Below are 20,788 nucleotides of genomic sequence, written 5' to 3'. Positions count from 1 at the left end.
GACCAGAGTGAGCGATAGCGCTGTTACCGGTCTGCTGTGATGGTCTGGTTGTTGATGGTTCGTGACATTTTCAGGTGTTGGTCATAGCATGCCTTGGCATTGACGCGAGGGCTGAATGTCACAACTTACTGATTATCAACAACAGGTTGTTCAACACGTCGACGGCCACGCCCGAGTGGTGGCCGTTGCGGGTGCGGGTAAAACCACCACACTGACGCATTTTATTGCTGCGCGATTACAGGCCGGCGTATCGTCTCGCCGTATGCTGGTGCTGATGTATAACAAGGCGGCCCAGCAGGAGTTTCAACAGCGTTTATTTCGCCGTTTACCGGATCAAGCGGTACCGGAAGTACGCACTTTTCACTCGTTGGGATTGCGTATTTATCACAAGTTGATTGAACTGGAACAGTTGCCTGCTTTTGAGCGTAAATTGTTGGGAGATAGCGAAGTTGAAGGTCAGGTGTGGCGTTTGTTACAGCAATTGGCCGACGGTGACACCCGGCAGGAAATCCTGTCGCAACGAAAAAAATGGGTTGAGCCAGCGGTCGGTTTTATCGACCTGGTGAAATCCGGGCTGGCGCCTCCTCAGGCGGTTTATGAAGAGCTCGATTTACCCCCTCAGTGTCGTATGTTTATTGAGTTGTTTGAACGTTTTGAAGACTGGCGCAAACAGCAACGGCGTATTGGATTTTCCGACATGCTGTACGACCCGGTGATGCATCTGCGGCAAAATCCGGAAGCGGCGCGTTATTTTGGCGGCCATATGCAATGGATTCTGGTGGACGAATACCAGGATATCAACGGTATTCAGCAGCATTTGCTGGAACTGCTCCATGCTGGCCGGGGGTCGATGATGGTTATTGGTGATCCAGACCAGACGATTTATGAATTTCGTGGCTCACGGCCAGAGTTTATTGTCAGTGGCTTTGCTAGCCAGTTGGAAAACGTCACTACGTATCAGTTACCGGAAACCTTTCGGTATGGACATCGACTGTCGTTGATGGCGAATCATCTGATTCACCATAACCGGCAGCGAGACCCGGTGATGGGGTTGTCCCACATATCCACTCCGGCCACCCAGGTACAGTTGCACAGCTGCTCTGCCAATGCGGAAGCGCATCAGGTTCTGACGCTGGTGCGGCAGTGCCTGGAAACCATGCCAGCCCATCAGATTGCTGTGATCCATCGTCTTTGGGCTTTGTGTGCGCCGATTGAACTGGCCTTGTTGCAGGCGGGTATTCCCTATCAGCTGGATCATTCTCTCTCGGTACTGGAGCGCTGGGAGCTGGAAATCTTCTGGCTGTTACTGGAAATTGCCGCAGGCCGTTTTGGGGATCGCAGCCGGGAGCAGCGCCGCTCGGGCTGGTTGCAGATACTGACTACGCCGTTTCCCAAAGTACGCAGGGCGGTTCTGGAAGATATGGCCGATACGCTGGCGACGCACCGCGAGCACTTTGGCATTGCGTTACAGCAAGCGATTCCCGATACCCTGAGCCACTGGCAAAAAGCGCAGCTGCACGCACGGGCCGAGGTGCTCGACAGTGCCGAGCATGTGGTGGTACCGGTGCAGCGATTGCTGAACGCTTATATCGATACGACTGAATTGGAAAAAGGCATTGAAGACAGTGCTTTTTCTGCTCAACAGGTGGAAGACCGGTTACAAACCATCCGGGCGTTTGTGCGTTTTATGGCCGACTCCGGCGTGAACTCGAACGAAGCCCTGGAATTGCTGTTGGAACTGAGAGATCGCGCCCGGGCCCAGTCCCGTGAGCGACACGCCGGGGTCAGGCTGACGTCTATCCATAAAAGCAAGGGGCTGGAATGGCCGGTGGTGATTATTCCCGGCCTGAATGGCCATTACTTCCCGTACCGGCCAGAAGGCGAATTCAGCACTCCGGCCAGCGAGGAAAGTGAGCGGCGGCTGTTGTATGTCGCCATGACCCGCGCCATTCATCAATTACATCTGCTGGTGCCACTGCGATTGGTGCCGTCATCTTCGGGGCGTAAAAGGTCAGATGAGCGCCCTTCGTTACGGGAAAAGCCCAGCCCTTTTACGAGTGAACTGAATGTCAGTTGCAGTGATCAAGTGGCCAGTGCCCTGGAGCAAGGGCAATCCCGCCTGGTGTTGGAAGGCGAGGTAGCCAGCTGGCTGCCGGCGTATCTGGCAGCACAACCGGCGCCGGTTGTGCTGGAGGTGAAGCCGTCCCGGGTACAACCTGGGGTTCGCGGTGGTAACCGGTCGTTGCGCGATCCGGCCAAACCCACTGTGACCGGACAGCCACTGCCACGACTGGTGCATGCCCGCCTGGGAGCCGGTACGGTGATGGAGCAGGATGAACAGTATCTGATTATTCAGTTTGATGGTGAACGGACAACCCGGCGCCTGGATCGGGTATTTGCCGAGCCGCATATCCAGTGGTTGCATTGATAATCAGATCCGTCGGGTGGCGTTGCGGGCTGATGGAATCTGTGCTTTTGGCGGCCACCCCCGTCACCGACTGGCACTCAGCGGGGCAGTTGTTATACTGGGGGCCCATTTCGTAGAGAACGACTTTGGTCGCCGCTGGTTTCCAACGTCGCATCCTGTCGCCTTTGCGTAGAATTCACTGCCCTTAATCAGGGACAAAAAACGGACAATCATCATGACAATTGCCCAGCACAAAGTCGTTTCCATTCATTATAAAGTGGTTGACGTTGCTTCTGGAGAAACTATTGATTCTTCTGAAGGCGCAGCGCCAATGACTTACCTTCACGGTGCCCAGAACATCATTCCTGGCCTGGAAGCGGCGTTGGACGGCAAAAAAGTCGGCGACGAACTGGAAGTCACCGTAGAAGCCGCGAATGCTTACGGTGAATACAGCGAAGACCGTGTGCAGAAAGTTCCGCGTGATGCTTTTACCGGTGTTGATCAAATTGAACCTGGCATGGCATTTACAGCACAAACTGCACAAGGCCCGGTTAATCTGATTGTTACTGAAGTGGAAGAAGCAGAAGTAACGGTTGATGCCAACCACCCGCTGGCAGGCAAGGACCTGGCGTTCAGCGTAACGGTTGAATCCGTACGTGATGCCAGTGAAGAAGAACTGGAACATGGCCATGTACATGGCGCAGAAGGCCACCAGCACTAAGCTGATGCATTCTGCAACATAAAAACGGGCTGCCTTGGCAGCCCGTTTTGCTTTTCTGCTTTTTTCCTTCCTGGTATTGCCTGTTTCCTTCCTGGTACTGCCTGGCCTAGCGAGTCAATGCAGTCGACATGGAAAAGTCGAGCGGTTCGGGTGACCAGATCGCCAGCTCTGGCGCATAGTCCAGGGTACCGGCAACGCCGATATCAACCGCTTCCTTGCTGGTCAGCAAAGACATCAGGCTGCTGGCCATATCCGCAAAGCTCAGTGACAGTGGAATAACCAACTGCTGCTGACTGTTTTTTTCCAGGTTGGCTGGCTGCACCGAGCCGGATGCCAATGCGCTGTTGGCGGCAGTTACCTGATAATCCAGCCCTTTCAGATCAATCCCGAAGCCATTGGGGTTTTCAACATCAACGGTCAGTTGCAGCTCCATGCCACGCCAGCTCAAATCCGCAACACTGGCGCTGGCCAGGCTGATTTTAGGGCGTTGCGGGATCGGCAGGGTCGTGGTGTAGCTGGCGGGCAGGCTGATGTCTCCCAGTACCGGCAAATTAAACAGCAGGGCAGTATCAATTTGACAGGTTACTTCATCCTGGTCGGCAACCGCTTTGACAGCGTTATAAAGATCGCTGTAGCTGAAGCTGATGGGGAGCTGGGTGGTTGTGGTTTCGTTGGCGCTCAGGGTGAGGTCGGTGTCAGTTTGGTTGACGGTGGCCAAAGCATGATCTTCTACCGACATGGTCATGGTCAGACCGCTGGCGGGAATTGAAAAGCTGTTCGGGTTGGTAACATCCAGCGAGACCAGCAAGTCGGCTTGTTCCAGCCCCAAGGACTGGATCGACAGGCCACTGATCGTGGCGCTGGGTTTGTCGGCGGCGGTCAAGCTCTCTTTCAGAGCGGCACAGCCACTTAGCAGAATCAGGCCAGTGGCGGTCAGCGTAGGTAAAATCGGGTTCATAGGCACTCCAGTCTGCACATATTCAAGAGGTGCAGTGTAAGGCAAACCGGCGGTTAATGCAGGATCCCGATAGCTTTATGTGCTCTGGGGTATGATCGAAAGCAAATCAGAGGCAGTGTGAATAAAAATCACCTGAAAAAATGCTGATTGTTTTGTTGATAGGCTTGGTGAATGACAACGGAGCTGCGACAATAACCGGTCATTTGCTGCCGGATTGCTGTCGTGAACCTTGATCGCATAGATTTGAACCTGCTGGTGTATCTGGATGTACTGCTGCGTGAGGGCAGTGTGACCCGGGCGGCGCAACAGCTTGGTATTACTCAGCCAGCCATGTCCAATGGTCTGCGCCGCCTGCGTGATCTGTTTAGTGATCCGTTGCTGGTGCGTACTTCCGATGGTATGACGGCAACGGAACGGGCTCGTGAGCTGCAGCCGATGATCCGCAAAGCGCTGGCGGAACTGGAAGCTGCGCTGCAACCGCTGGGCGAATTTGATGCCCACAGCAGTAATCGGGTTTTTCGCCTGATGGTCAGTGATTATGCAGAGTCAACGCTGATTCCTGAGCTGGTCAAGCGCCTGCGGGAAGTAGCCCCGAACGTGATTCTTGATGTGTTGACGCCATCGGATGTGACCTTCAAGGATGTCGAAGCGGGCAAGGTTGATATGGCCATCAACCGTTTTGATGATATGCCGCAATCGTTCCACCAGATGACGCTGTGGCAAGACGACTTTGTCTGCCTGGTGAATCATGGCCACCCGTTGGCCGAAAAATTTGATCTGGAAGCCTACGTCGCCAGTAATCATATCTGGGTGTCTAAAACCGGTATGGGCGCCGGGGTAGGGATAGATCCTGAGAAAGTGGTTCGCCTTGGTTGGGTCGATAACGCGCTGGCCAAGTTGGGTTATAAACGGCGCATTTCGGTATTTACCCGCCATTATCAAATGCCCGCCTTGCTGGCTCACAATAACGATCTGGTGGCGACCTTGCCGCGTAAAGTGGCGGATATGCAGGCGGAATCAGCATCCTTGCTGGTGGTGCCACCGCCGTTCCCAATCCCGCCATTTGAGTTGAAAATGGCCTGGTCACCGCTGGTGCAGCATCATCAGGCGCATCGCTGGTTACGTCGTATTATTGTGGATGTGGCCCAGCATTGCTGAATCACATCCGTCGCAGATAGCCTCAGACGGCGCTTAAACGCATGCTCAGGCAGTGGCTTTCCCCAGTGGCCAGATTGACCCAGTCATCGGCGGCATTGGCTGTCTCAATACAGAGCATGGTTTGCCAGGCAGCATCGTCAAACTGGCTCAGGCGTTGGGCTTTTTCAATCCAGGGGTTCCAGACAATGGTGCTGTGGCTGCCACGGCTGTGAATCAGTAACGTGCGCTGCGGTGTAACCAGACGCAAGGGCGTTGCCTGCTGCAGATAGATACGGTCGGTTTCTCCCTGGAAGACGACTGCCCCTTGTTGCTGCTTGCGTTGCCAGCCAGTCATGGTGTCAATATACGAGTGTCCTGCCAGCCCGTCGATACGGGTGGTATGGATGTCTGGTGTCGGCAAGTAGGTGTGTAACGCCTGACTGAACGCCAGGGTGGAGCGTCCGGTGTTGGTGGTGATCAACTGCATTTCCAGGCCGTCGGGGGTCATAATCCAGCGCGCTGTGAGCTCGGCGTTGCCTTGCCAGACCGACTGGATGCAATGGCTTTGGGGTAACGTCAGTTCGATTTCGATACGGTCGGCGGCTTCATACAGCCGGGACAGCGTCCAGCGATTGGTTCGGGCAAAGCCGTGAGCGGGTGGTTGTCTTCCGGCGATGGCATCCCGGACTTCGGGCGGGTTTTTATCGGCGTTGCCAAACCAGGGCCAGCAGATTGGAATACCGCCGCGCAATGAGACTCCTTGCCGGTATTCTGCGGTTGGGCTGAGCCAGATCCAGGAGGTATCGTCCGTGGGGCAAAAGGAGAGCAGTTGCGCTCCTTGTGGCAGCAGGCTGGCACTGAACCCGGGGTGTTGAATTACGATGCAGGGCAGCTCGCCGCGTTGCTCGAAATGGCAAAAGGCACTGGTTGAAAGACGTTCTTTTAATGACCGGTTCTGATGTTGGCGCATGGCTTACCTTGCAGAAATCGCTAGAATGGCGGGTTGCACCCAATAATGAGTGTGATTTCTTTCTACTGTACCGGATTATTTTGTGTGAACAAAAGCCAACTTAAGCCCTGTTTGCTGGCGCTGCTGGATCAGGAAATCGAGGTTGCCCTGGCCGCTGCCCGGACAGCCCAGGAAAGTGCCGCACATGAGGGTAACAAACCCGAAAACCAGTACGATACCCTGAGTCTGGAGGCAGCATATCTGGCTCATGGGCAGTCGGAACGTATTCTGGCGTTGCAGCAGGAGCGTATCCAGATCGCTCGTTGGGTGGTGCCGCTGTTCGGCAATGGCGAGGAAGAAGATGCACCGTTGGCGCTGGGAACTCTGGTCGGGCTGGAACCCGCTGATTCGCTGGGCAGCACGACGGCAGACAGACGCCGCTGGTTTTGGCTGACCCCTGTCGGTGGCAGAACCTTGTCGCTGGAGGGCGAGACGGTGCAGTTGTTGTCGATCTCGGCGCCACTGGCCAAACGCTTGCTGAGCCTGGGGCTGGAAGATGAGCTGCTGTTGGGCTCGGGTCGCTGGCGTATTGTGGTGCTGAGTTGACATTGTTGCTGTTACGGGAATCTTGGTTCTGAGAATCATTCTCGTGTTTTTCAGGCAGGGCGTTACACTGTTTGTCTGTCACCTTGGTTGGATACACTGATCAAGTCCGTCTGTTTTTTATCTGGAGCGGTAATGTCTCGTCCTTCTCCCCGTGAATTGGTGGTTCATTCGTCATCACGCCTGACGACTAATATGCAACGGCTGGTCTTTTCCGGCGATGCGCTGGCCGATTTTCCGGTCGACAGTGCCAGTGGTTATATCAAATTGATGTTTACCGCCGATGGTCAGCCGCTGACCCCGGCAACGGCGCTGGAAGGCCAGCGGCCTCTGATGCGGACCTATACGGTGCGGGCCTTTGACCCGGACAAGCTCCAGCTTACGGTTGATTGCGCCTTGCATAACCATGGCCCCCAACCGGCAGGACCTGCCGCCAGCTGGGCTGCACGTGCCCAGCCAGGTGAGCGGATTCTGGTGGGTGGCCCAGGCCCAACCAAGCTGATTGATAACAGCGCCGACTGGTATTTCCTGGCTGGAGATATGACGGCTCTGCCAGCAATCAGCTGCAACCTCGAGCAATTGCCAGCAGAGGCTCGGGGTTATGCCGTGATTGAGATTGCCTCTGCCGAAGACCGTCAATCACTCGAATGTCCGGCCGGGGTTGAGGTGATCTGGGTTGTGGATGAGACAAGCCCGGAACTGGCGCAGGCTGAATCCATGGCAACGTCAAGCGCTCTGCTGCAGCGAGTGGTGGCGGCTGAATGGTTGCCCGGTCGTGTTGCTGTGTGGGCGGCGTGTGAGTTTCATAAAATGAAGGCATTGCGGCGGTATTTTCGGCAGCAACGCCAGACTGGGCGCAAGGAAACCTATATCAGCAGCTATTGGAAGTTGGGACGTAGCGAGGATGAGCACAAGGTCGACAAGCGTGCCGACCAGGCTCTTGTGGATGCGGCAGGCACCACACCCTGATACTTGGCCATGCGCCGTGTGAACGGTGGCTAACGGCTGTAATATAGCGTAAAGCTTGCCTTGTCGATGGCATGGGCATTCAGCATAAAGCCAATCAGCGCAGCACTGGCATCCGCCGGGATATCGAGGCTGGGCTGGTCGAGGGCAAACAGGGTAAATTGATAACGGTGGGGCTGGTCTCCCGCTGGTGGGCAAGCACCACCGTAAGCATGGCTACCGTAGTCATTACGCCCTTGCTGGGCAGAGGCCGGCATCAAAGGTGAATGCATGCTGCCAGCCCCTGCTTCCAGGGAACGACTGTTGGCAGGCAGGTTGAATACTTGCCAATGCCACCAGCCCGAGCCTGTCGGGGCGTCCGGGTCGTACAGGGTGATGGCGAAGCTTTGTGTCTCTTCCGGTGGATGAAACCACTCCAATGGCGGGGAAATATTGTCGCCGGTGCAGCCAAAACCAGAATACAGGTGTTGAATATCGAAGCGAGACTCCGGTTCTATGGTCGGGCTGCGAAAGTCAAAATGGCTGCCATCAGATCTGGCTGCCAGTGATGTTGCTGCGATGCTCAATCCGCCTATCATCGCCAGTGCTACTTTTTTCTTCTTATAGTTACTGGAATCACTCAACATGGTGTTCTCCCTTCGTTGAATCCATCGACAAGGCAATTGGCGTGCCTGTTCCTTTGATCATATGTCATCAAGCATTTACATACTATTTCGGTAAATGGCATAGACAAACTCGATTTTTTCGAAAAACAGTCTACTTTAGGAGGAGTGAGGTAAAGAAATAGCGTACGAAAGTCGCTGATTATTGTGATCGTGACAAAAATCTCAGAATAAATGACCGATTCCGCTTGAACTGTCACGTAGTATTACTAATATGCGCCATAAATTGTAAAGAACACACACATTGTTCACTTTGGAGAGAAATATGTTGACCAAACCACTATTGGTAGCCATGGCTGTTGCGAGCGCAACAATGGCACACGCCGACAAGGAAATGTACGTTACGGGTGGTATCGGATACGTTGAAAACGAAATTTATGACGAGCTGACTACCAGAACCGGTCATAACGTCAATGATTCCTGGACCAACGAAGTATCCCTGGGTTACATGGTTCTGCCTGCGCTGGCAGCAGAAGCATCCCTGACTTTCCCGTCGTTCTTGCAAGGTGATATGAAACCAGATGTATCACAGTATCAACTGAAAGGGTTGTACTTCTTTGGTGAGCGTCCCCTGAAACCTTACCTGACAGCAGGTTATGGTATCGAAATCCTTGATGTACCACAGGATGGTGCACTCGACCGTAAAACCCATGTATTCAGCTGGGGTGGTGGTGTGCAGTATGACCTGAATGACGAGCTGTTTGGCCGTGCCGAGCTGCATATTGATGAAATGACCGATGAAGGCAATGAGCACGGTGTGTTCATGATGGAAATTGGTTATCGCTTTGGTAGTGGCATGACTCGCACCAAAGAAACCATCGTTGAAGAATTCAAGCCAGTTGAGCCCGTTGTCGTAGAGCCGGTTATCGAAGAGCCAGTCATTGAAGAACCTGTGGTTGAAGAAGTAAAACCAGTGGTGATTCCTGAGCCAGCAGATAGCGATAACGATGGGGTTATCGATGACAATGACGAGTGTATGGACACGCTTGCCGGCGCCAACGTGAATGCCAAGGGTTGTGCTGTATTTGAAGGCAATCTGCACGGTGTTAACTTTGAAAGTGGCAGCACTCGTTTGACTGCCAACGCCCGTACCATTCTGGATAACGCAGCCGCTGAACTGCGCAACTACCCGGATGCCATGGTAGAAATCGCGGCATACACAGATAGCCAGGGTGCTGAAGCATTCAACCTGCGTCTGAGCCAACAACGTGCAGACTCCGTTCGTAACTACCTGATCGGTAAAGGTCTGAGCGCGGATCAGTTGACTGCCCGTGGTTATGGTGAAGCCAGCCCGATTGCCAGCAATGTGACTGCTGCTGGTCGTGCAGAAAACCGTCGTGTTGAACTGAGCGTCAAGTAAGTCTGAAAGCACCAGTGGCATTTTGCCGCTGGTGCTTGTCTGTTTTTCTCCTGCCTGTATCCGGCCTGTTCTGGCTGCTGTTTTCCTTCTGACTGTTTTCTTGCCAACGATACTGTTGCTGATGCTGGATTCTGTTTCGCCAGATCTTCCTGTTTGTTTTGCTTTTGCTTTTATGGATCACGACAGTTGTTCGTTATTGACCGGACGTTTTCTGTGCGATTGTGGTGGCAGGGGGTGTGCTCCGTTATGTAGCTGTGAACATTGTGAGCCAGCATTGGTGGAAATATTGACCCCCCGGAATCGTATACGCATTCTTTGCGGCGCCCGAATCCGGAAAAACAATAACAAGACGGGGGTGACCATGTCTGATAGAGCCTTTCAGTGGGCTGGGGCAGAGTTTTGGCTGCTGGAACAAGTTCAGTTTTGTCTGCAACATCAACTGAATGCTTCACTGCAAACTTCCCACCATGGCGAAATTATTGTCGCGGGTGGTGCGCAGCGTTTTATTGAACATGATATTCCTGAGTGCGTGACCCGTCATTTCAGCCCATCCAGTAGTTTCAAGCACCGCAGCTTGTCTGCCGATGACCCGATGGCACTGCAAGCGCTGATTGGACGGCCGGTCAGGGAACTGCTCTGGCGTTGTGGCTGGCAAGCCTGGCATGGTGAGCCACTGCCTGGAGCTTGTCCTGATTGCTGTGGACGCATGGTGCTGATGCCTGATGACAGCCTATTTGATGCGGTGGTTGAGACAGAAGGTCCTGTTATTCGGCAGCTGGCCTGGTTGTTATCGCGTCAGGCGATGACTGCTCGACAACTGGCCAACCGGTCTGGCGCGCCCACAGCTCTGGCAGAGCGTTTTTTTGCAGCTGCAGAGTGTGCCGGGCTGTTGGAATAAATAAACCTGGCTGTTCGCTTGCTGTTCGGTATTGTTCCCGGCGCCGTAGTGAATGGCCATCCTCGCCATATTTCCCTGTTCTGTTTGTGACTTTGCTGTCAAGGTTGTAAATAACGACTGGCAGTGGTGTGTTTCCTGATGAATTTCCTCTGATAACAGCACGGCGTGAGTGCCGTTATTCATGGCGCTTGATTATCGCCGACAGGGTAGCTCCGTGTTCTGACGACTATTACCGGCAATACCTGTGGGTGGATGTTGGGGTATTTGTTAGCATCGGCTGCGGGGTATTCGCTGGATCGACAGTAACAGATAACGGGAGTGGCAGGTGCAAGTGATGGTTAGGTATTCAGAGCGTATAACAGCGATTCTGACTCTGTTGGTTATCCTGGCAGGAAGTAGTGCTTTGGCGGGTTGCATGACCACGACGGTCAGCAGTCGATCCGGTTTTGAAGTGCCGACGGCCGGGCCTGAAACCCGTGGCATCGTACGTATGCTGTTTGCTGGTGATATTCAGCCGGCCATCCGCATTTTGCCTCACTACCCCGACAAGGAATTCAGACGTGGCAAAGAGGGGCGGGTTGTCATTGAGTTTACGATTCTGTCAAACGGCCAGGTTGGCCTGTTGCGGCTGATTGAATCCAGTGGCGAATCCTTCGCAGAAGCCGCCGGGCAATCCATGAGCAGCGTGCTGTTTCAGCCCCGATATGCGGGTCAGGTAATCAGAGTTGAAGTGCAGTTTATGATTCTCAGAACGGATACCTCAGACTAGGCTGCTTATGAACAGACACGGCCGATGGCCATTGTTTTTAACGTTATGGATTGCGTCTCTGAAACGGTCGTTTGCCGGGATGATTGGCGTGCTGCTGGTCGGTTGCTGTGGTTATGCTTCGTGCCAGGCGGACTCAATCCGGCCACTGGATGCCAGACAACAGCAGGCCGTTACCGATGAAATCCTGATGATGTTGTACCAAGGAAAGGATAAGCAGCTACAAGCCGCCAGCGATAGCCTGTTGGCGCAAGGTCCCCGGTTAACTCCACCGCTGCAGCGGCTGGCGCAATATGCCCGTGTCCGGTTTCTACTGGCGGAAGGCCAGCCGGATAGCCTGAGTGATGCCATGGATGTGTCATCAGGAATGGCGATTACCCATGGCGACCTGGCAGAAGGCCAGTTTGGCTTGGGCCTGTTGGCCCGACTGGATGTGATCCTGGCTGCGAGACAGCTGGGCGTCAAACCGGAATTACAGGTGTTTCTGCTGCAGACTTTGCAGCAGGCACTGGCGGATGCTGGCGGAGTGACGGAGCGTGAGACATCCAATCTGATGGCTTCTGTGCAAGTCATGGTGTGGATGGCGCAGTGGCAAGCCGGTGAGACGGTCGAAATGGAGAGGTTGTCGCAGCGGATTCCCCTGGATTCTCCCTGGTATGTGACGGCTCTGGTGTTAAGGGCGGTGCAGCCTTTGCTGCCGCTTGCCAGTGGCAGCAGAGATTGGTTGCAAGCGCTCTCTGCCACCACGACTGGATGGGTCGCAGATCCGGCCAGACTGGATCTGTTCCATCTGGATCAGGCGATGTTGCAGTTGCAGGTGCTGAATACCATGGGGGGAGCGTCGATGCGGCCGGTGTTGTTGCAGGCGTTATCCTTGCGATTACAGCAGCATATTGACGCTGTGCGGCAATGGCAGCACCCCGAACGTCTGGAGCAATTGTTACAGCACTGGTTGGGACAAGGAATGATGCCGGACAGCGCCGAAGCGGATGAACGTTTTCGTGCGTTTGTGGGGTGTCCGGCAGCCGGATTGATTGCTGCTGGGCGTCATGACAGTGGGCACTGCCAGAGTCTGCCGCTCCGTTATTTGAACCAGGCTGTACGGTCCCAGACGTTGCGTGCAGCCTGGGTCGATCGTCAGGAGTCGCAGGGGTTGCGAACACGCCTGGCAGCCCTGGCAGAGGTAACACAGCGGCTGGTGCCTGACGCTCGGGTATTGGTGGCCGGAGCGGCAGATGACAGCCGCACTGAGACGGTCAGTGAAGACAATGGCGAAGGGCTGGAGGATGAGACCCTGTTGCGTGGCAGGCAGGCGGCCTATCAGTCACAGGCAGATTACTACTATCAACTGTCACAGCGACACGTGTATCTGAGTTTGTTGGTGTACCTGGCAGAGGAGCATCAGCGTTTGGCCAGTTATCTTCAGGTTGTGCAACAACAACAGGCGGAGCTGGTACAGTAAAAATCGGAATTATACCGTTATCTTTCTGGCGCTGGTCTTGAAGTTCTTGTTTTGCTTGTTCTGCTATTATTTGTTTGTTGCCCGGGATTGGGGCTATGGGGCTAAGTGCTCTGCAAAGGCATACCGGACCTGTGTGGTATGCCGATGCAGAGCGACCGCCTGTTACTGGCGGTCGGTCAAATCAATAACCCACTATTTGCCAGCTGGCTGGGTGATGGTGATTTCTGGCAGATCCGGCATGTCGATGGTCATTTTTTCGCTTGGAGCCAGGATAAAAGCTTCTCCGGTTACGACCGCTTTATCATTCTGGTTGGTGATGGTGGTATCGATAACAACCTGGTTACGATCCCGCTTTTCTTTTACCGTCAGTGTCACGGTGACGGTATCTCCAATCATGATCGGGCGTTTGAACTGGGCATTCTGGCCCAGATAAATTGTGCCTGGCCCTGGCAGTTCCATTCCCAGAGCGGCTGAAATCAGAGCGCCGGAGTACATGCCGTGGGCGATTTGGCCTTTGAACTGGGTGGTCGCGGCAAAAACCGGATCAAGGTGGAGAGGGTTGTGGTCACCAGAGACGATGGCAAACAGCTGCAGATCGCGCTCATCAATGGTGTGGGTGCGCTGGCAGCTGTCGCCGATGTTCAGTTCTTCGTAGGTGCGATTGGTGATGGTTTCCATGATATACATCCGATGTCAGAGGTGAAAAATGACCAGTTCTGGTCGTTGGAATATAAGTGGACGGCAAGAGTGTAACGTGAAATCCAGCGCTCAATGCACCATTCACAGGTCATTTGCCATGCTATTGATCAGGATCACTTACTGCTGTTGATCCCGGTAGAATGGATCAACCCAAGTGGTTTTGTAGCCATGCCAGCAGGTCAGACTGCACTTGCCCGGCATTGGTTTCATTCAGCATTTCATGGCGTCCGCCAGGGTATAACAGCGTGCTGATCTGATCATGGCCGCTGCGATGTAAGGCATGGTCGAGCGCTCGGATACCTCGGCCATATTGACCGACCGGGTCCTGATCGCCAGATAACAATAAGACAGGCAGCTGCGGTGGGATCGATGCCAGTGCGTTCTCCCGGGTGATGTTTGTCAGAGCGGTGAACAGGTTTTGCCAGAAGCCGGCGCTGCAATCAAAGCCGCACAAGGGATCGGTACGGTATTGCTGGCGCTGGTTGGCGTCGCGTGTCAGCCAGTCCCAGCGGCCAGAAGCCTGTTTTATCTGCTGGTTGTATCCGGCAAATGCCAGTGCCCCGAGTAACGCTGAGGGTTTTTCCGCGGTATGCCAGTGTGCAATGACAGAGGCAACGATGTAACCCAGTTGGCAGCGCCAGCGTGCAGGGTAACCACTGCCCGATAATACCAAGCCTGCCAGACCTTCCACAGGGTGCATCGCTGTTGTTAATACCACAAACGATCCCATGGAGTGACCCAGCAAAATAACCGGGGTCGATTCCGGCAGTGTGGCCAAAGCTATCTGGCGAGCCTGGTTGGCATCGTTGATCAGTTGTTGCCAGCCGGTGCTGGTGTGGTGATGGCCGACGGGCAGGTGGCCGAGCGGCTGACGTTCTCCATGACCTTGATGATTATGTGCCAGCACAGCGTAACCGGATGCAGCCAGTTTGCGGATCAAGGGTTGATAACGACGCCAGTGTTCTGCCATGCCGTGATATATCTGGATCAGGGCCGTTGGCTCAGTGCCCGGCATAAACAGCTGGGCAGCAAATGTCTGACCGCTATCACTGGCTATACTGAAAGTATGCGCGGGGCTGACATCGTTCATGAAATATTCCTTTCCGTCGATAGTTGTCCCGGTTCGTGATTGTGTGGCAATCAAAAGCGGGGCGAAATGGTCGTGCAGGCGGCTGCAGGTTGTCTATATTGTACTATCCACGGGCCAGAACGGTATCGAATCGGTAATTTGGCATTGATTTGGGAAACAGTTTTTTGCCTGAAATTCAAAAGATGGTTACAATTCCAGATTCTGACTCACTAATTGTTTATGACGCGCTCCGCATTCTGAGCGTTATCGCGAAATAAACGAGCAGACAACGACGTATAAGAATAACCAATGTTGGGGTGTAAGGGGGCGGTATGAACGAGCAGTTCTTCCAGGAACGCTATCCGGAAAATTATCCAGGCACGATTGATGCCGATAAATACAATTCAGTCATCGAGCTGTTTGATCGCTTTGTGAAAAAATTTGCTGATCGTCCTGCTTTTATGTGCCTGGGACATACGCTGAGCTACCAGGACTTGGATGTATTGAGTGCACAATTTGCCAGCTATCTGCAGCATGAGCTGGGTTTGCAGCCTGGTGAACGTATTGCCATTCAATTGCCAAATATTTTGCAGTACCCCATTGTGGTTTTTGGTGCCATGCGGGCAGGGCTGGTGGTTGTGAACACCAATCCACTCTACACCGAGCGGGAAATGGAGCACCAGTTCAACGACTCTGGAGCCAAGGCGCTGGTGGTGCTGGCTAATATGGCCGACAAGGCCGAAAAGATACTCAGTGATACGGGGATCCAGCACGTTATTGTCACGGAGGTGGCCGATTTGCATCCAGGGTTAAAACGGATGCTGATCAATGGCATGGTGAAGTACGTCAAGAAACAGGTGCCGGACTATCATTTGCCCGGTGCGGTGACATTGCGGGCGGCCCTGGCGAAAGGTGCAAAGCGCCCTTGTCAGCCGTATCCGTCTGCCGGCAATGATGTGGCGGTGCTGCAATACACCGGCGGTACCACCGGGGTGGCCAAAGGTGCGATGCTGACGCACCGAAACCTGATCGCCAATATGTTGCAGTGTCATGGCTTGTTTGTGATGGCATTGGATGAAGGGGTGGAGAGGGTGGTAGCACCGCTACCGCTGTACCATATTTACGCCTTTACGGTGCATTGTATGGTGCTGCTTGAAACCGGGAACTGTTCTTTGCTGATTCCTAACCCCAGAGATATTCCAGGGTTTGTCAAAACCCTGCAGCAGCACCGGTTTTCAGCGTTTGTGGGCTTGAATACCCTGTTTGTGGCCATGTGTAATCAGGAAAAATTCCGGCAACTGGATTTTTCTGGCCTTAAATTGACGATCTCCGGTGGCATGGCGTTGACCACAACCGCTGCCGAACAATGGAAAAAAGTCACCGGTAATGATATTGCCGAGGGTTACGGCATGACAGAAACGTCACCGGTAGTGTCGTTTAATCCGCCAGGACATATCCAGCTGGGCAGTATTGGTATGCCGGTGTCGAGTACCCTCTGCATCACCGTGGATGATGATGGCCATGAGTTGCCGTTGGGAGAACGGGGCGAGTTGTGCGTTAAAGGGCCACAGGTCATGAAAGGCTACTGGAAACGGGAAGTGGCGACCGATGAGGCATTTTTGCCAGGGACTGATGGTTTGCCTGCCCGCGAATGGCTGCGCACTGGGGATATTGCCGTGATCCAGGATGATGGCTATATGCGTATTGTGGATCGCAAGAAAGACATGATTATTGTCTCCGGCTTTAATGTGTATCCGAACGAGGTTGAAGATGTTATTGCCGATCACCCCGAGGTGATGGAAGTGGCTGCTATTGGTGTGCCGGATCTGAAAAGCTCAGAAGCCGTCAAGGTCTTTGTTGTGGTGAAGTCTGAACTCAGTGAGGCGGATTTGCGCCACTGGTGCAAAGAGCGTCTGACCAATTACAAGGTACCTAAATATGTGGAATTCCGTACTGAATTACCAAAAACCAATGTTGGTAAAATACTCCGGCGTGAGCTGAGAGCAGAAGAGCTTGCCCAGTCCCGCTGAATAAGGTACTCGGCTGGTATGATGGCTAACTAAAAAAGCGGATAAGGGAGAAACCCTTATCCGCTTTTTTATGCGGGTCTGAGCCGCGATGGAGGCTTCAGAACGGCTGGCTCAGGACTGGTCCGGGCGTTCTTCCCCAACAATAATCGCTTCATACTGGCTGGTGATCTTATCCAGCTTTACCAGTAATGTTTCAGTCACTTCCTGAATATGTGGCACATCCTTACGCTTGTCGGCACTGTCCTGAAACAGTTTGAACGTCGCTTTGGATGCCATCCAGAAGGATGCAGCGGCTTCCAGCGATGCCGCCAGTTGTGGCGTGGTCAGACGGGAATGCATCAACTCACGCAGGGTGTGATCAAACAGCGCAATGGTGGCGTCGAGATCGTAATGGATCCAGTCGTTGTCATAGCCCCAGTAAATAGCCACACAGTTTCTGGCAATTCGCTGGGATAGCATACGCTGTCTGCCTGCGAGGTAGGCCATTTTGGCGATGTTATCGCCTTCATGTTCTGCCTTGCTGCGGGCAATATCATCACAGAGGGCGAGCAAGCGGTCATTATCTTGCATCAGGTTGCCAACCAGATTGAGGTCTGGCTGTGCCAGAATCTGGGGTTGGTGGATATCCCAAATGGCCTGCGTGTTGGCCAACAGCTTCTGCATCGCTTCGTCGTGATCTTCTTTTTTCAGTTGTTCCAGGCGCTGGTTAAACAGCATGACGCTCACATCGCGCTGGCTGTGGGCCGAACGAGTACTCACCCCTGCGCCAAGCATCAGATGATCTTTCATCATCCTCTGGCTAAGCATGATCAGACTGCCTGTTATAGCCACAACACTATTGGCTCTGTTAGCGGTGTAGTTGTTCTTTTTAGGTCGTTTGATCCAGAAAAACCAGATCAACACAACAATGAAGATCAGAAGCATTTGAATTCCTCCGCGAATTCTCTTCATGTGCCGTTTGGTCTTGACTACCAGGAGGGCTGGCGTTTGCCAACCTGGAGAAATAACAGTCAGGTGGTTTGATTGCTCTACAATGCAGCAAAAAATGATCTTATCGAAGGCCTGAGTCAATGAATGATTTCATCTGAGGTCATTTCGAACGTTAACTTTTTTTGTGGCCTGCCTTCTATCGCAACATGGCGGTATAGGTCTGATTTTTTGTCTATTACATGACCGACCCTGGTGCAAAATATCACTTTACATCAGGATGAGTAGGCCTGGATTGTTACATGCACCTGAGACGCTGGAATATCCCTGTTGTTTCTCAGGATGGATGTAATGCCTTGTTTTACATATCTTTACTGTATTTTGATACTTGTTGTGTCTCTTGTTGGGCAATGGATTTCTTGTCAGAAACCACCTTGCCAGCGGCGATGTATCGATGCCCAAAAGAACCTTTGCTGCTTACAAGGATAGTGGAATTATTCACCAGTCGGCTTAATTTTGCACGAAATGAGTGCTGGGTCTGATTTTGTAATTATCTTTGGGTGATGTGGTATTTTTCTGCTACCAGTAGCTGTAAAGAAGCTTCAACTGTTTGTTTTTTAATTAAAACTTAATAATTTTTATATGTTTTTGTCATATTTTCAGGTTTTTCCGGCTGTTTTATACAGCATCGAAATTAACAGAGTAAGAATTATAATAAGAATAAGACGCCTTTTTGGTTGGTGTTGTCTCGATGTGGGTGTTTTCTGTTGCTGTACTGAGAAGGCAGGGAAATCCTGCCGTGATTGGCGCGGACTGTTTGTGGCGAAGCAAGGCGGGATGACCGGTTGCGTCATGAAATGTCAGTGTTGACTGCTGTGAGGCGATGTGACGCGCATCGCCATAATGAGCGGTAACGCTGTGGCAGGTGATGACAGGTGATGCTGCAAGTGGATGGTAACTGGCTGAACCCCTGAATCGATTCGCTATCGTATGGTTTTTGCTTTGCTGATATAGTCCGGCGCTATCAAACAGGTGTTGGGCTGCTCTGGCGGCTTAACGTAATTGGGAATCCGGTGTGAGTCCGGAACTGTACCCGCAACTGTAATTCTGTGGCCGTGATGGGCCAGGAAAAGTCAGATACCTCCCTGGAATGGTTCTCTGCCCTGTCTCGACTAACGTCGTGCACGGGTGAATGAATGATTCAGTCTCTTGAATTTTGTTCGTGCGGGAAGACACGAACCATCTCCTTTCCCTGTGGATGCACATGTCGGCACGGTGTTGATGGTCTTGCTTCGTACGGCTTACTTTTGTCGGATATCTCCATGGTTGGTTGTTCCGGTCTGGCGGTCAATAAGCTGGTGCTCACGATTGATCAACAGCCGATTCTGAAACAGATCTCTTTTGCGTTAAAGCGTGGCTCGGTACTGGGCGTGCTGGGCCCTAACGGGGCGGGCAAAACCAGTTTGCTGCTGGCGTTGTCCGGTCAGTTGTCTGGCGCCGGTACTGTGTGCTGGCGTGACCAATTGGTCGCGGATTACCGCTTGAGTCAACGGGCGCGGCGGATTGCTGTTGTGCATCAGCTTAATGATACGGTGTTTGCGCTCAGCCTGCGGCAAATGGTACGCATGGGATTATTGCCGCATCAGTCCTGGTTGGGGCGACAGACCCAGGAGGACGACCAATGTATCGAACAAGCGTTAGATCGTGTTGGTCTGGCGACAAAAGCCGATCAGGTGTTTGCCTCTTTGTCTGGTGGTGAACAGCAGCGCGGCTTGATTGCCCGGGCACTGGTGCAACGGGCAGAACTGATTGTGCTCGATGAACCGGTCAATCATCTGGATGTGTATTACCAGCACGATGTGCTGGCTTTGCTGGGGCAATTGGCTCGGGATAACGGCCTGACCGTGGTGATGAGTTTGCACGATCTTAATCTGTCGGCACATTACTGCGACCAGTTGTTGTTATTGGATCATGGCGAACAAGTGGCTTATGGCACACCGTCGCAGGTATTGGAGCCTGAGCGTTTGCAGCAGGTATTTCGTTTGCCTTGTGCGGTACGTCACGATGCCGGAGCGTTGCGGGTCGATTTTTCACCACCAGCACCGATGGCTCAGACCGTCGCACCGACGGAGCAGGATCAAGCCATATGAGATATCGCTGGATAATCCTGATCGCGGTGGCGTTGTTGTCGCCGTTGGCGGCGTTGTTTTTTGGGTCTGCCGACCTGCCTTTTAATACCGTTTGGCGTTGTCTCGCCGGTTTGCCGGTCGATCCTCTGGACCAATTGATCTTTACTGACCTGCGGTTGCCGCGGGTTGCTGCAGGCATATTGGTTGGTGCTGGATTGGCCATTGCCGGTGCCTCATTACAGAACGTAACCCGTAACGGCCTTGCCGATCCTTATCTGTTTGGTGTAGTCGCCGGTGCCGGCTTGGGGGCCAGTGTGGTCACCGTGTTGATGGGTACGATGCTGTCACAGCAGCCGTTGCTGGCCTGGCTGCTGGGTTGGTTGCCGGTCGGCACGGCCTTGCCGTTGGCCGCGTTTGGTGGTGCCTTGTTTGCGGTGATGCTGGTTCAGGTTCTGGCTATTACTTCGTTCGCCCGCAGTTCCGAGCAGTTGTTGTTGGGCGGGGTGGCGATTTCGTTGATGCTGGGTTCACTCACCCATTTTATTCTGTTTATCGGTGAGCCTTTTGCTGCCAACAAGGTGCTGTTCTGGCTGATGGGCAGCCTGGGGCGGGTTGAAAGCAGTCAATTATGGCTGTTGTTCCCTGTGGTGTTGGTCAGCAGTGGTGTACTGCTGCTGCTTGGGCGTCATTTTGATGCCATGTTGCTGGGGGATGACAACGCTCGCACGCTGGGAGTGGATGCCGTACGCCTACGGGCGCTGGCACTGGTGATCTGTGCTGCCTTGACCGCTGCAGTCGTGGCGTATTGTGGTGGTATCGGTTTTGTTGGCCTGATGATTCCCCATATTGTGCGACGCTGGCTGGGCGTTACGACCCGAACGCTGATCGCAGGCTGTTTGTTGCTCGGCAGTACCTTTCTGGTTTGGGTGGATGTGATTGCCCGTTCGGCAGTTGCCAGCCAAGAAATTCCCATCGGTATTATTACCTCTGCTTTGGGCAGCGTCTTTTTTCTGTTGGTTATGCGTCAGCGGCTGGCCTGATCAGA

The 20,788-nt window shown here is 53.4% G+C and carries 18 protein-coding genes and 1 riboswitch; of the genes, 12 read left to right on the top strand and 6 right to left on the bottom strand.

Annotation, left to right across the window (positions count from 1 at the left end):
- The first annotated feature begins 115 nt into the window (after positions 1–115).
- Both Q8W24_RS10910 and slyD read left to right on the top strand, forming a co-directional pair.
- The gene (locus Q8W24_RS10910) at positions 116–2,428 is read left to right on the top strand and encodes an ATP-dependent helicase (RefSeq protein WP_305475276.1); all 2,313 of its coding nucleotides are present in this window, start codon (positions 116–118) and stop codon (positions 2,426–2,428) included.
- A 214-nt stretch (positions 2,429–2,642) separates the two neighbouring features.
- Entirely contained in the window at positions 2,643–3,128 is a 486-nt protein-coding gene (slyD, locus tag Q8W24_RS10905) for a peptidylprolyl isomerase (RefSeq protein ID WP_303431410.1), read from the top strand.
- 106 nt (positions 3,129–3,234) lie between these two features.
- Here slyD and Q8W24_RS10900 read toward each other — a convergent pair whose 3' ends face one another.
- Positions 3,235–4,086, bottom strand: coding sequence for an LEA type 2 family protein (locus Q8W24_RS10900; RefSeq protein ID WP_305413416.1), 852 nt, complete (start codon positions 4,084–4,086; stop codon positions 3,235–3,237).
- A 222-nt stretch (positions 4,087–4,308) separates the two neighbouring features.
- Between Q8W24_RS10900 and Q8W24_RS10895 the strand changes: the two genes are divergently transcribed.
- The gene (locus tag Q8W24_RS10895; RefSeq protein ID WP_303431413.1) at positions 4,309–5,244 is read left to right on the top strand and encodes a LysR family transcriptional regulator; all 936 of its coding nucleotides are present in this window, start codon (positions 4,309–4,311) and stop codon (positions 5,242–5,244) included.
- A 22-nt stretch (positions 5,245–5,266) separates the two neighbouring features.
- Here the strand turns inward: Q8W24_RS10895 and Q8W24_RS10890 are convergent, their stop codons facing one another.
- Entirely contained in the window at positions 5,267–6,193 is a 927-nt protein-coding gene (locus tag Q8W24_RS10890; protein ID WP_305475275.1) for a D-hexose-6-phosphate mutarotase, read from the bottom strand.
- 84 nt (positions 6,194–6,277) lie between these two features.
- Here Q8W24_RS10890 and Q8W24_RS10885 point away from each other — a divergent pair, with 84 nt between their 5' ends.
- Both Q8W24_RS10885 and Q8W24_RS10880 read left to right on the top strand, forming a co-directional pair.
- Positions 6,278–6,778, top strand: a complete 501-nt coding sequence (locus Q8W24_RS10885; protein WP_305475274.1) for a hypothetical protein — start codon at positions 6,278–6,280, stop codon at positions 6,776–6,778.
- 132 nt (positions 6,779–6,910) lie between these two features.
- On the top strand, positions 6,911–7,744 hold the full coding sequence (locus Q8W24_RS10880; protein WP_305475273.1) for a siderophore-interacting protein: 834 nt from the start codon (positions 6,911–6,913) through the stop codon (positions 7,742–7,744).
- 29 nt (positions 7,745–7,773) lie between these two features.
- Here the strand turns inward: Q8W24_RS10880 and Q8W24_RS10875 are convergent, their stop codons facing one another.
- The gene (locus Q8W24_RS10875; RefSeq protein WP_305475272.1) at positions 7,774–8,367 is read right to left on the bottom strand and encodes a YbhB/YbcL family Raf kinase inhibitor-like protein; all 594 of its coding nucleotides are present in this window, start codon (positions 8,365–8,367) and stop codon (positions 7,774–7,776) included.
- Between the two features lie 301 nt (positions 8,368–8,668).
- On the opposite strand from Q8W24_RS10875, the gene Q8W24_RS10870 reads away from it, so the two are divergent.
- From Q8W24_RS10870 to Q8W24_RS10855, 4 genes are all read left to right on the top strand, one after another.
- Positions 8,669–9,763 carry an OmpA family protein gene (locus tag Q8W24_RS10870; RefSeq protein WP_303431420.1) on the top strand — a complete coding sequence of 365 codons (1,095 nt, stop codon included), beginning with the start codon at positions 8,669–8,671 and terminating at the stop codon, positions 9,761–9,763.
- Between the two features lie 361 nt (positions 9,764–10,124).
- Positions 10,125–10,661 carry a hypothetical protein gene (locus Q8W24_RS10865; protein ID WP_305451869.1) on the top strand — a complete coding sequence of 179 codons (537 nt, stop codon included), beginning with the start codon at positions 10,125–10,127 and terminating at the stop codon, positions 10,659–10,661.
- A gap of 334 nt (positions 10,662–10,995) precedes the next feature.
- Positions 10,996–11,430, top strand: a complete 435-nt coding sequence (locus Q8W24_RS10860; RefSeq protein ID WP_303431423.1) for an energy transducer TonB — start codon at positions 10,996–10,998, stop codon at positions 11,428–11,430.
- A 7-nt stretch (positions 11,431–11,437) separates the two neighbouring features.
- Entirely contained in the window at positions 11,438–12,889 is a 1,452-nt protein-coding gene (locus Q8W24_RS10855; RefSeq protein WP_305475271.1) for a hypothetical protein, read from the top strand.
- 192 nt (positions 12,890–13,081) lie between these two features.
- On the opposite strand, the gene Q8W24_RS10850 is transcribed toward Q8W24_RS10855, so the two are convergent.
- Entirely contained in the window at positions 13,082–13,567 is a 486-nt protein-coding gene (locus tag Q8W24_RS10850; RefSeq protein WP_305413408.1) for a MaoC/PaaZ C-terminal domain-containing protein, read from the bottom strand.
- Positions 13,568–13,733: 166 nt separating this feature from the next.
- Positions 13,734–14,678, bottom strand: coding sequence for an alpha/beta fold hydrolase (locus tag Q8W24_RS10845; protein WP_303431427.1), 945 nt, complete (start codon positions 14,676–14,678; stop codon positions 13,734–13,736).
- Positions 14,679–14,989: 311 nt separating this feature from the next.
- Between Q8W24_RS10845 and Q8W24_RS10840 the strand changes: the two genes are divergently transcribed.
- Positions 14,990–16,687 carry an AMP-binding protein gene (locus Q8W24_RS10840; RefSeq protein WP_305475270.1) on the top strand — a complete coding sequence of 566 codons (1,698 nt, stop codon included), beginning with the start codon at positions 14,990–14,992 and terminating at the stop codon, positions 16,685–16,687.
- A gap of 111 nt (positions 16,688–16,798) precedes the next feature.
- Here Q8W24_RS10840 and Q8W24_RS10835 read toward each other — a convergent pair whose 3' ends face one another.
- The gene (locus tag Q8W24_RS10835) at positions 16,799–17,611 is read right to left on the bottom strand and encodes a type IV pili methyl-accepting chemotaxis transducer N-terminal domain-containing protein (protein WP_303431430.1); all 813 of its coding nucleotides are present in this window, start codon (positions 17,609–17,611) and stop codon (positions 16,799–16,801) included.
- A 1,016-nt stretch (positions 17,612–18,627) separates the two neighbouring features.
- Positions 18,628–18,778, top strand: a riboswitch (cobalamin riboswitch).
- A 158-nt stretch (positions 18,779–18,936) separates the two neighbouring features.
- Here Q8W24_RS10835 and Q8W24_RS10830 point away from each other — a divergent pair.
- Both Q8W24_RS10830 and Q8W24_RS10825 read left to right on the top strand, forming a co-directional pair.
- Positions 18,937–19,764: an ABC transporter ATP-binding protein gene (locus tag Q8W24_RS10830; protein ID WP_305475269.1), complete on the top strand. Its 828-nt coding sequence runs from the start codon at positions 18,937–18,939 to the stop codon at positions 19,762–19,764.
- A complete protein-coding gene (locus Q8W24_RS10825; protein ID WP_305475268.1) occupies positions 19,761–20,783 on the top strand; it encodes an iron ABC transporter permease in 1,023 nt (340 codons plus the stop codon). Before Q8W24_RS10830 ends, Q8W24_RS10825 begins: the two co-directional genes overlap by 4 nt.
- Positions 20,784–20,788: the final 5 nt, after the last annotated feature.

This window comes from Oceanobacter sp. 4_MG-2023, assembly GCF_030689165.1.
GTDB lineage: Bacteria > Pseudomonadota > Gammaproteobacteria > Pseudomonadales > Oceanobacteraceae > Oceanobacter.
Note: the sequence above shows the minus strand (reverse complement) of the source record. Positions and strands in the feature narration are given on the sequence as shown.

What these genes read in the sequence shown, in the direction of transcription:
- Q8W24_RS10910 (WP_305475276.1), top strand. Translation starts at nt 116, where the DNA reads ATGTCACAACTTACTGATTATCAACAACAGGTTGTTCAACACGTCGAC.
- slyD (WP_303431410.1), top strand. Translation starts at nt 2,643, where the DNA reads ATGACAATTGCCCAGCACAAAGTCGTTTCCATTCATTATAAAGTGGTT.
- Q8W24_RS10900 (WP_305413416.1), bottom strand. Translation starts at nt 4,086, where the DNA reads ATGAACCCGATTTTACCTACGCTGACCGCCACTGGCCTGATTCTGCTA.
- Q8W24_RS10890 (WP_305475275.1), bottom strand. Translation starts at nt 6,193, where the DNA reads ATGCGCCAACATCAGAACCGGTCATTAAAAGAACGTCTTTCAACCAGT.
- Q8W24_RS10880 (WP_305475273.1), top strand. Translation starts at nt 6,911, where the DNA reads ATGTCTCGTCCTTCTCCCCGTGAATTGGTGGTTCATTCGTCATCACGC.
- Q8W24_RS10875 (WP_305475272.1), bottom strand. Translation starts at nt 8,367, where the DNA reads ATGTTGAGTGATTCCAGTAACTATAAGAAGAAAAAAGTAGCACTGGCG.
- Q8W24_RS10870 (WP_303431420.1), top strand. Translation starts at nt 8,669, where the DNA reads ATGTTGACCAAACCACTATTGGTAGCCATGGCTGTTGCGAGCGCAACA.
- Q8W24_RS10865 (WP_305451869.1), top strand. Translation starts at nt 10,125, where the DNA reads ATGTCTGATAGAGCCTTTCAGTGGGCTGGGGCAGAGTTTTGGCTGCTG.
- Q8W24_RS10860 (WP_303431423.1), top strand. Translation starts at nt 10,996, where the DNA reads ATGGTTAGGTATTCAGAGCGTATAACAGCGATTCTGACTCTGTTGGTT.
- Q8W24_RS10855 (WP_305475271.1), top strand. Translation starts at nt 11,438, where the DNA reads ATGAACAGACACGGCCGATGGCCATTGTTTTTAACGTTATGGATTGCG.
- Q8W24_RS10850 (WP_305413408.1), bottom strand. Translation starts at nt 13,567, where the DNA reads ATGGAAACCATCACCAATCGCACCTACGAAGAACTGAACATCGGCGAC.
- Q8W24_RS10845 (WP_303431427.1), bottom strand. Translation starts at nt 14,678, where the DNA reads ATGAACGATGTCAGCCCCGCGCATACTTTCAGTATAGCCAGTGATAGC.
- Q8W24_RS10840 (WP_305475270.1), top strand. Translation starts at nt 14,990, where the DNA reads ATGAACGAGCAGTTCTTCCAGGAACGCTATCCGGAAAATTATCCAGGC.
- Q8W24_RS10835 (WP_303431430.1), bottom strand. Translation starts at nt 17,611, where the DNA reads ATGCTTCTGATCTTCATTGTTGTGTTGATCTGGTTTTTCTGGATCAAA.
- Q8W24_RS10830 (WP_305475269.1), top strand. Translation starts at nt 18,937, where the DNA reads ATGGTTGGTTGTTCCGGTCTGGCGGTCAATAAGCTGGTGCTCACGATT.
- Q8W24_RS10825 (WP_305475268.1), top strand. Translation starts at nt 19,761, where the DNA reads ATGAGATATCGCTGGATAATCCTGATCGCGGTGGCGTTGTTGTCGCCG.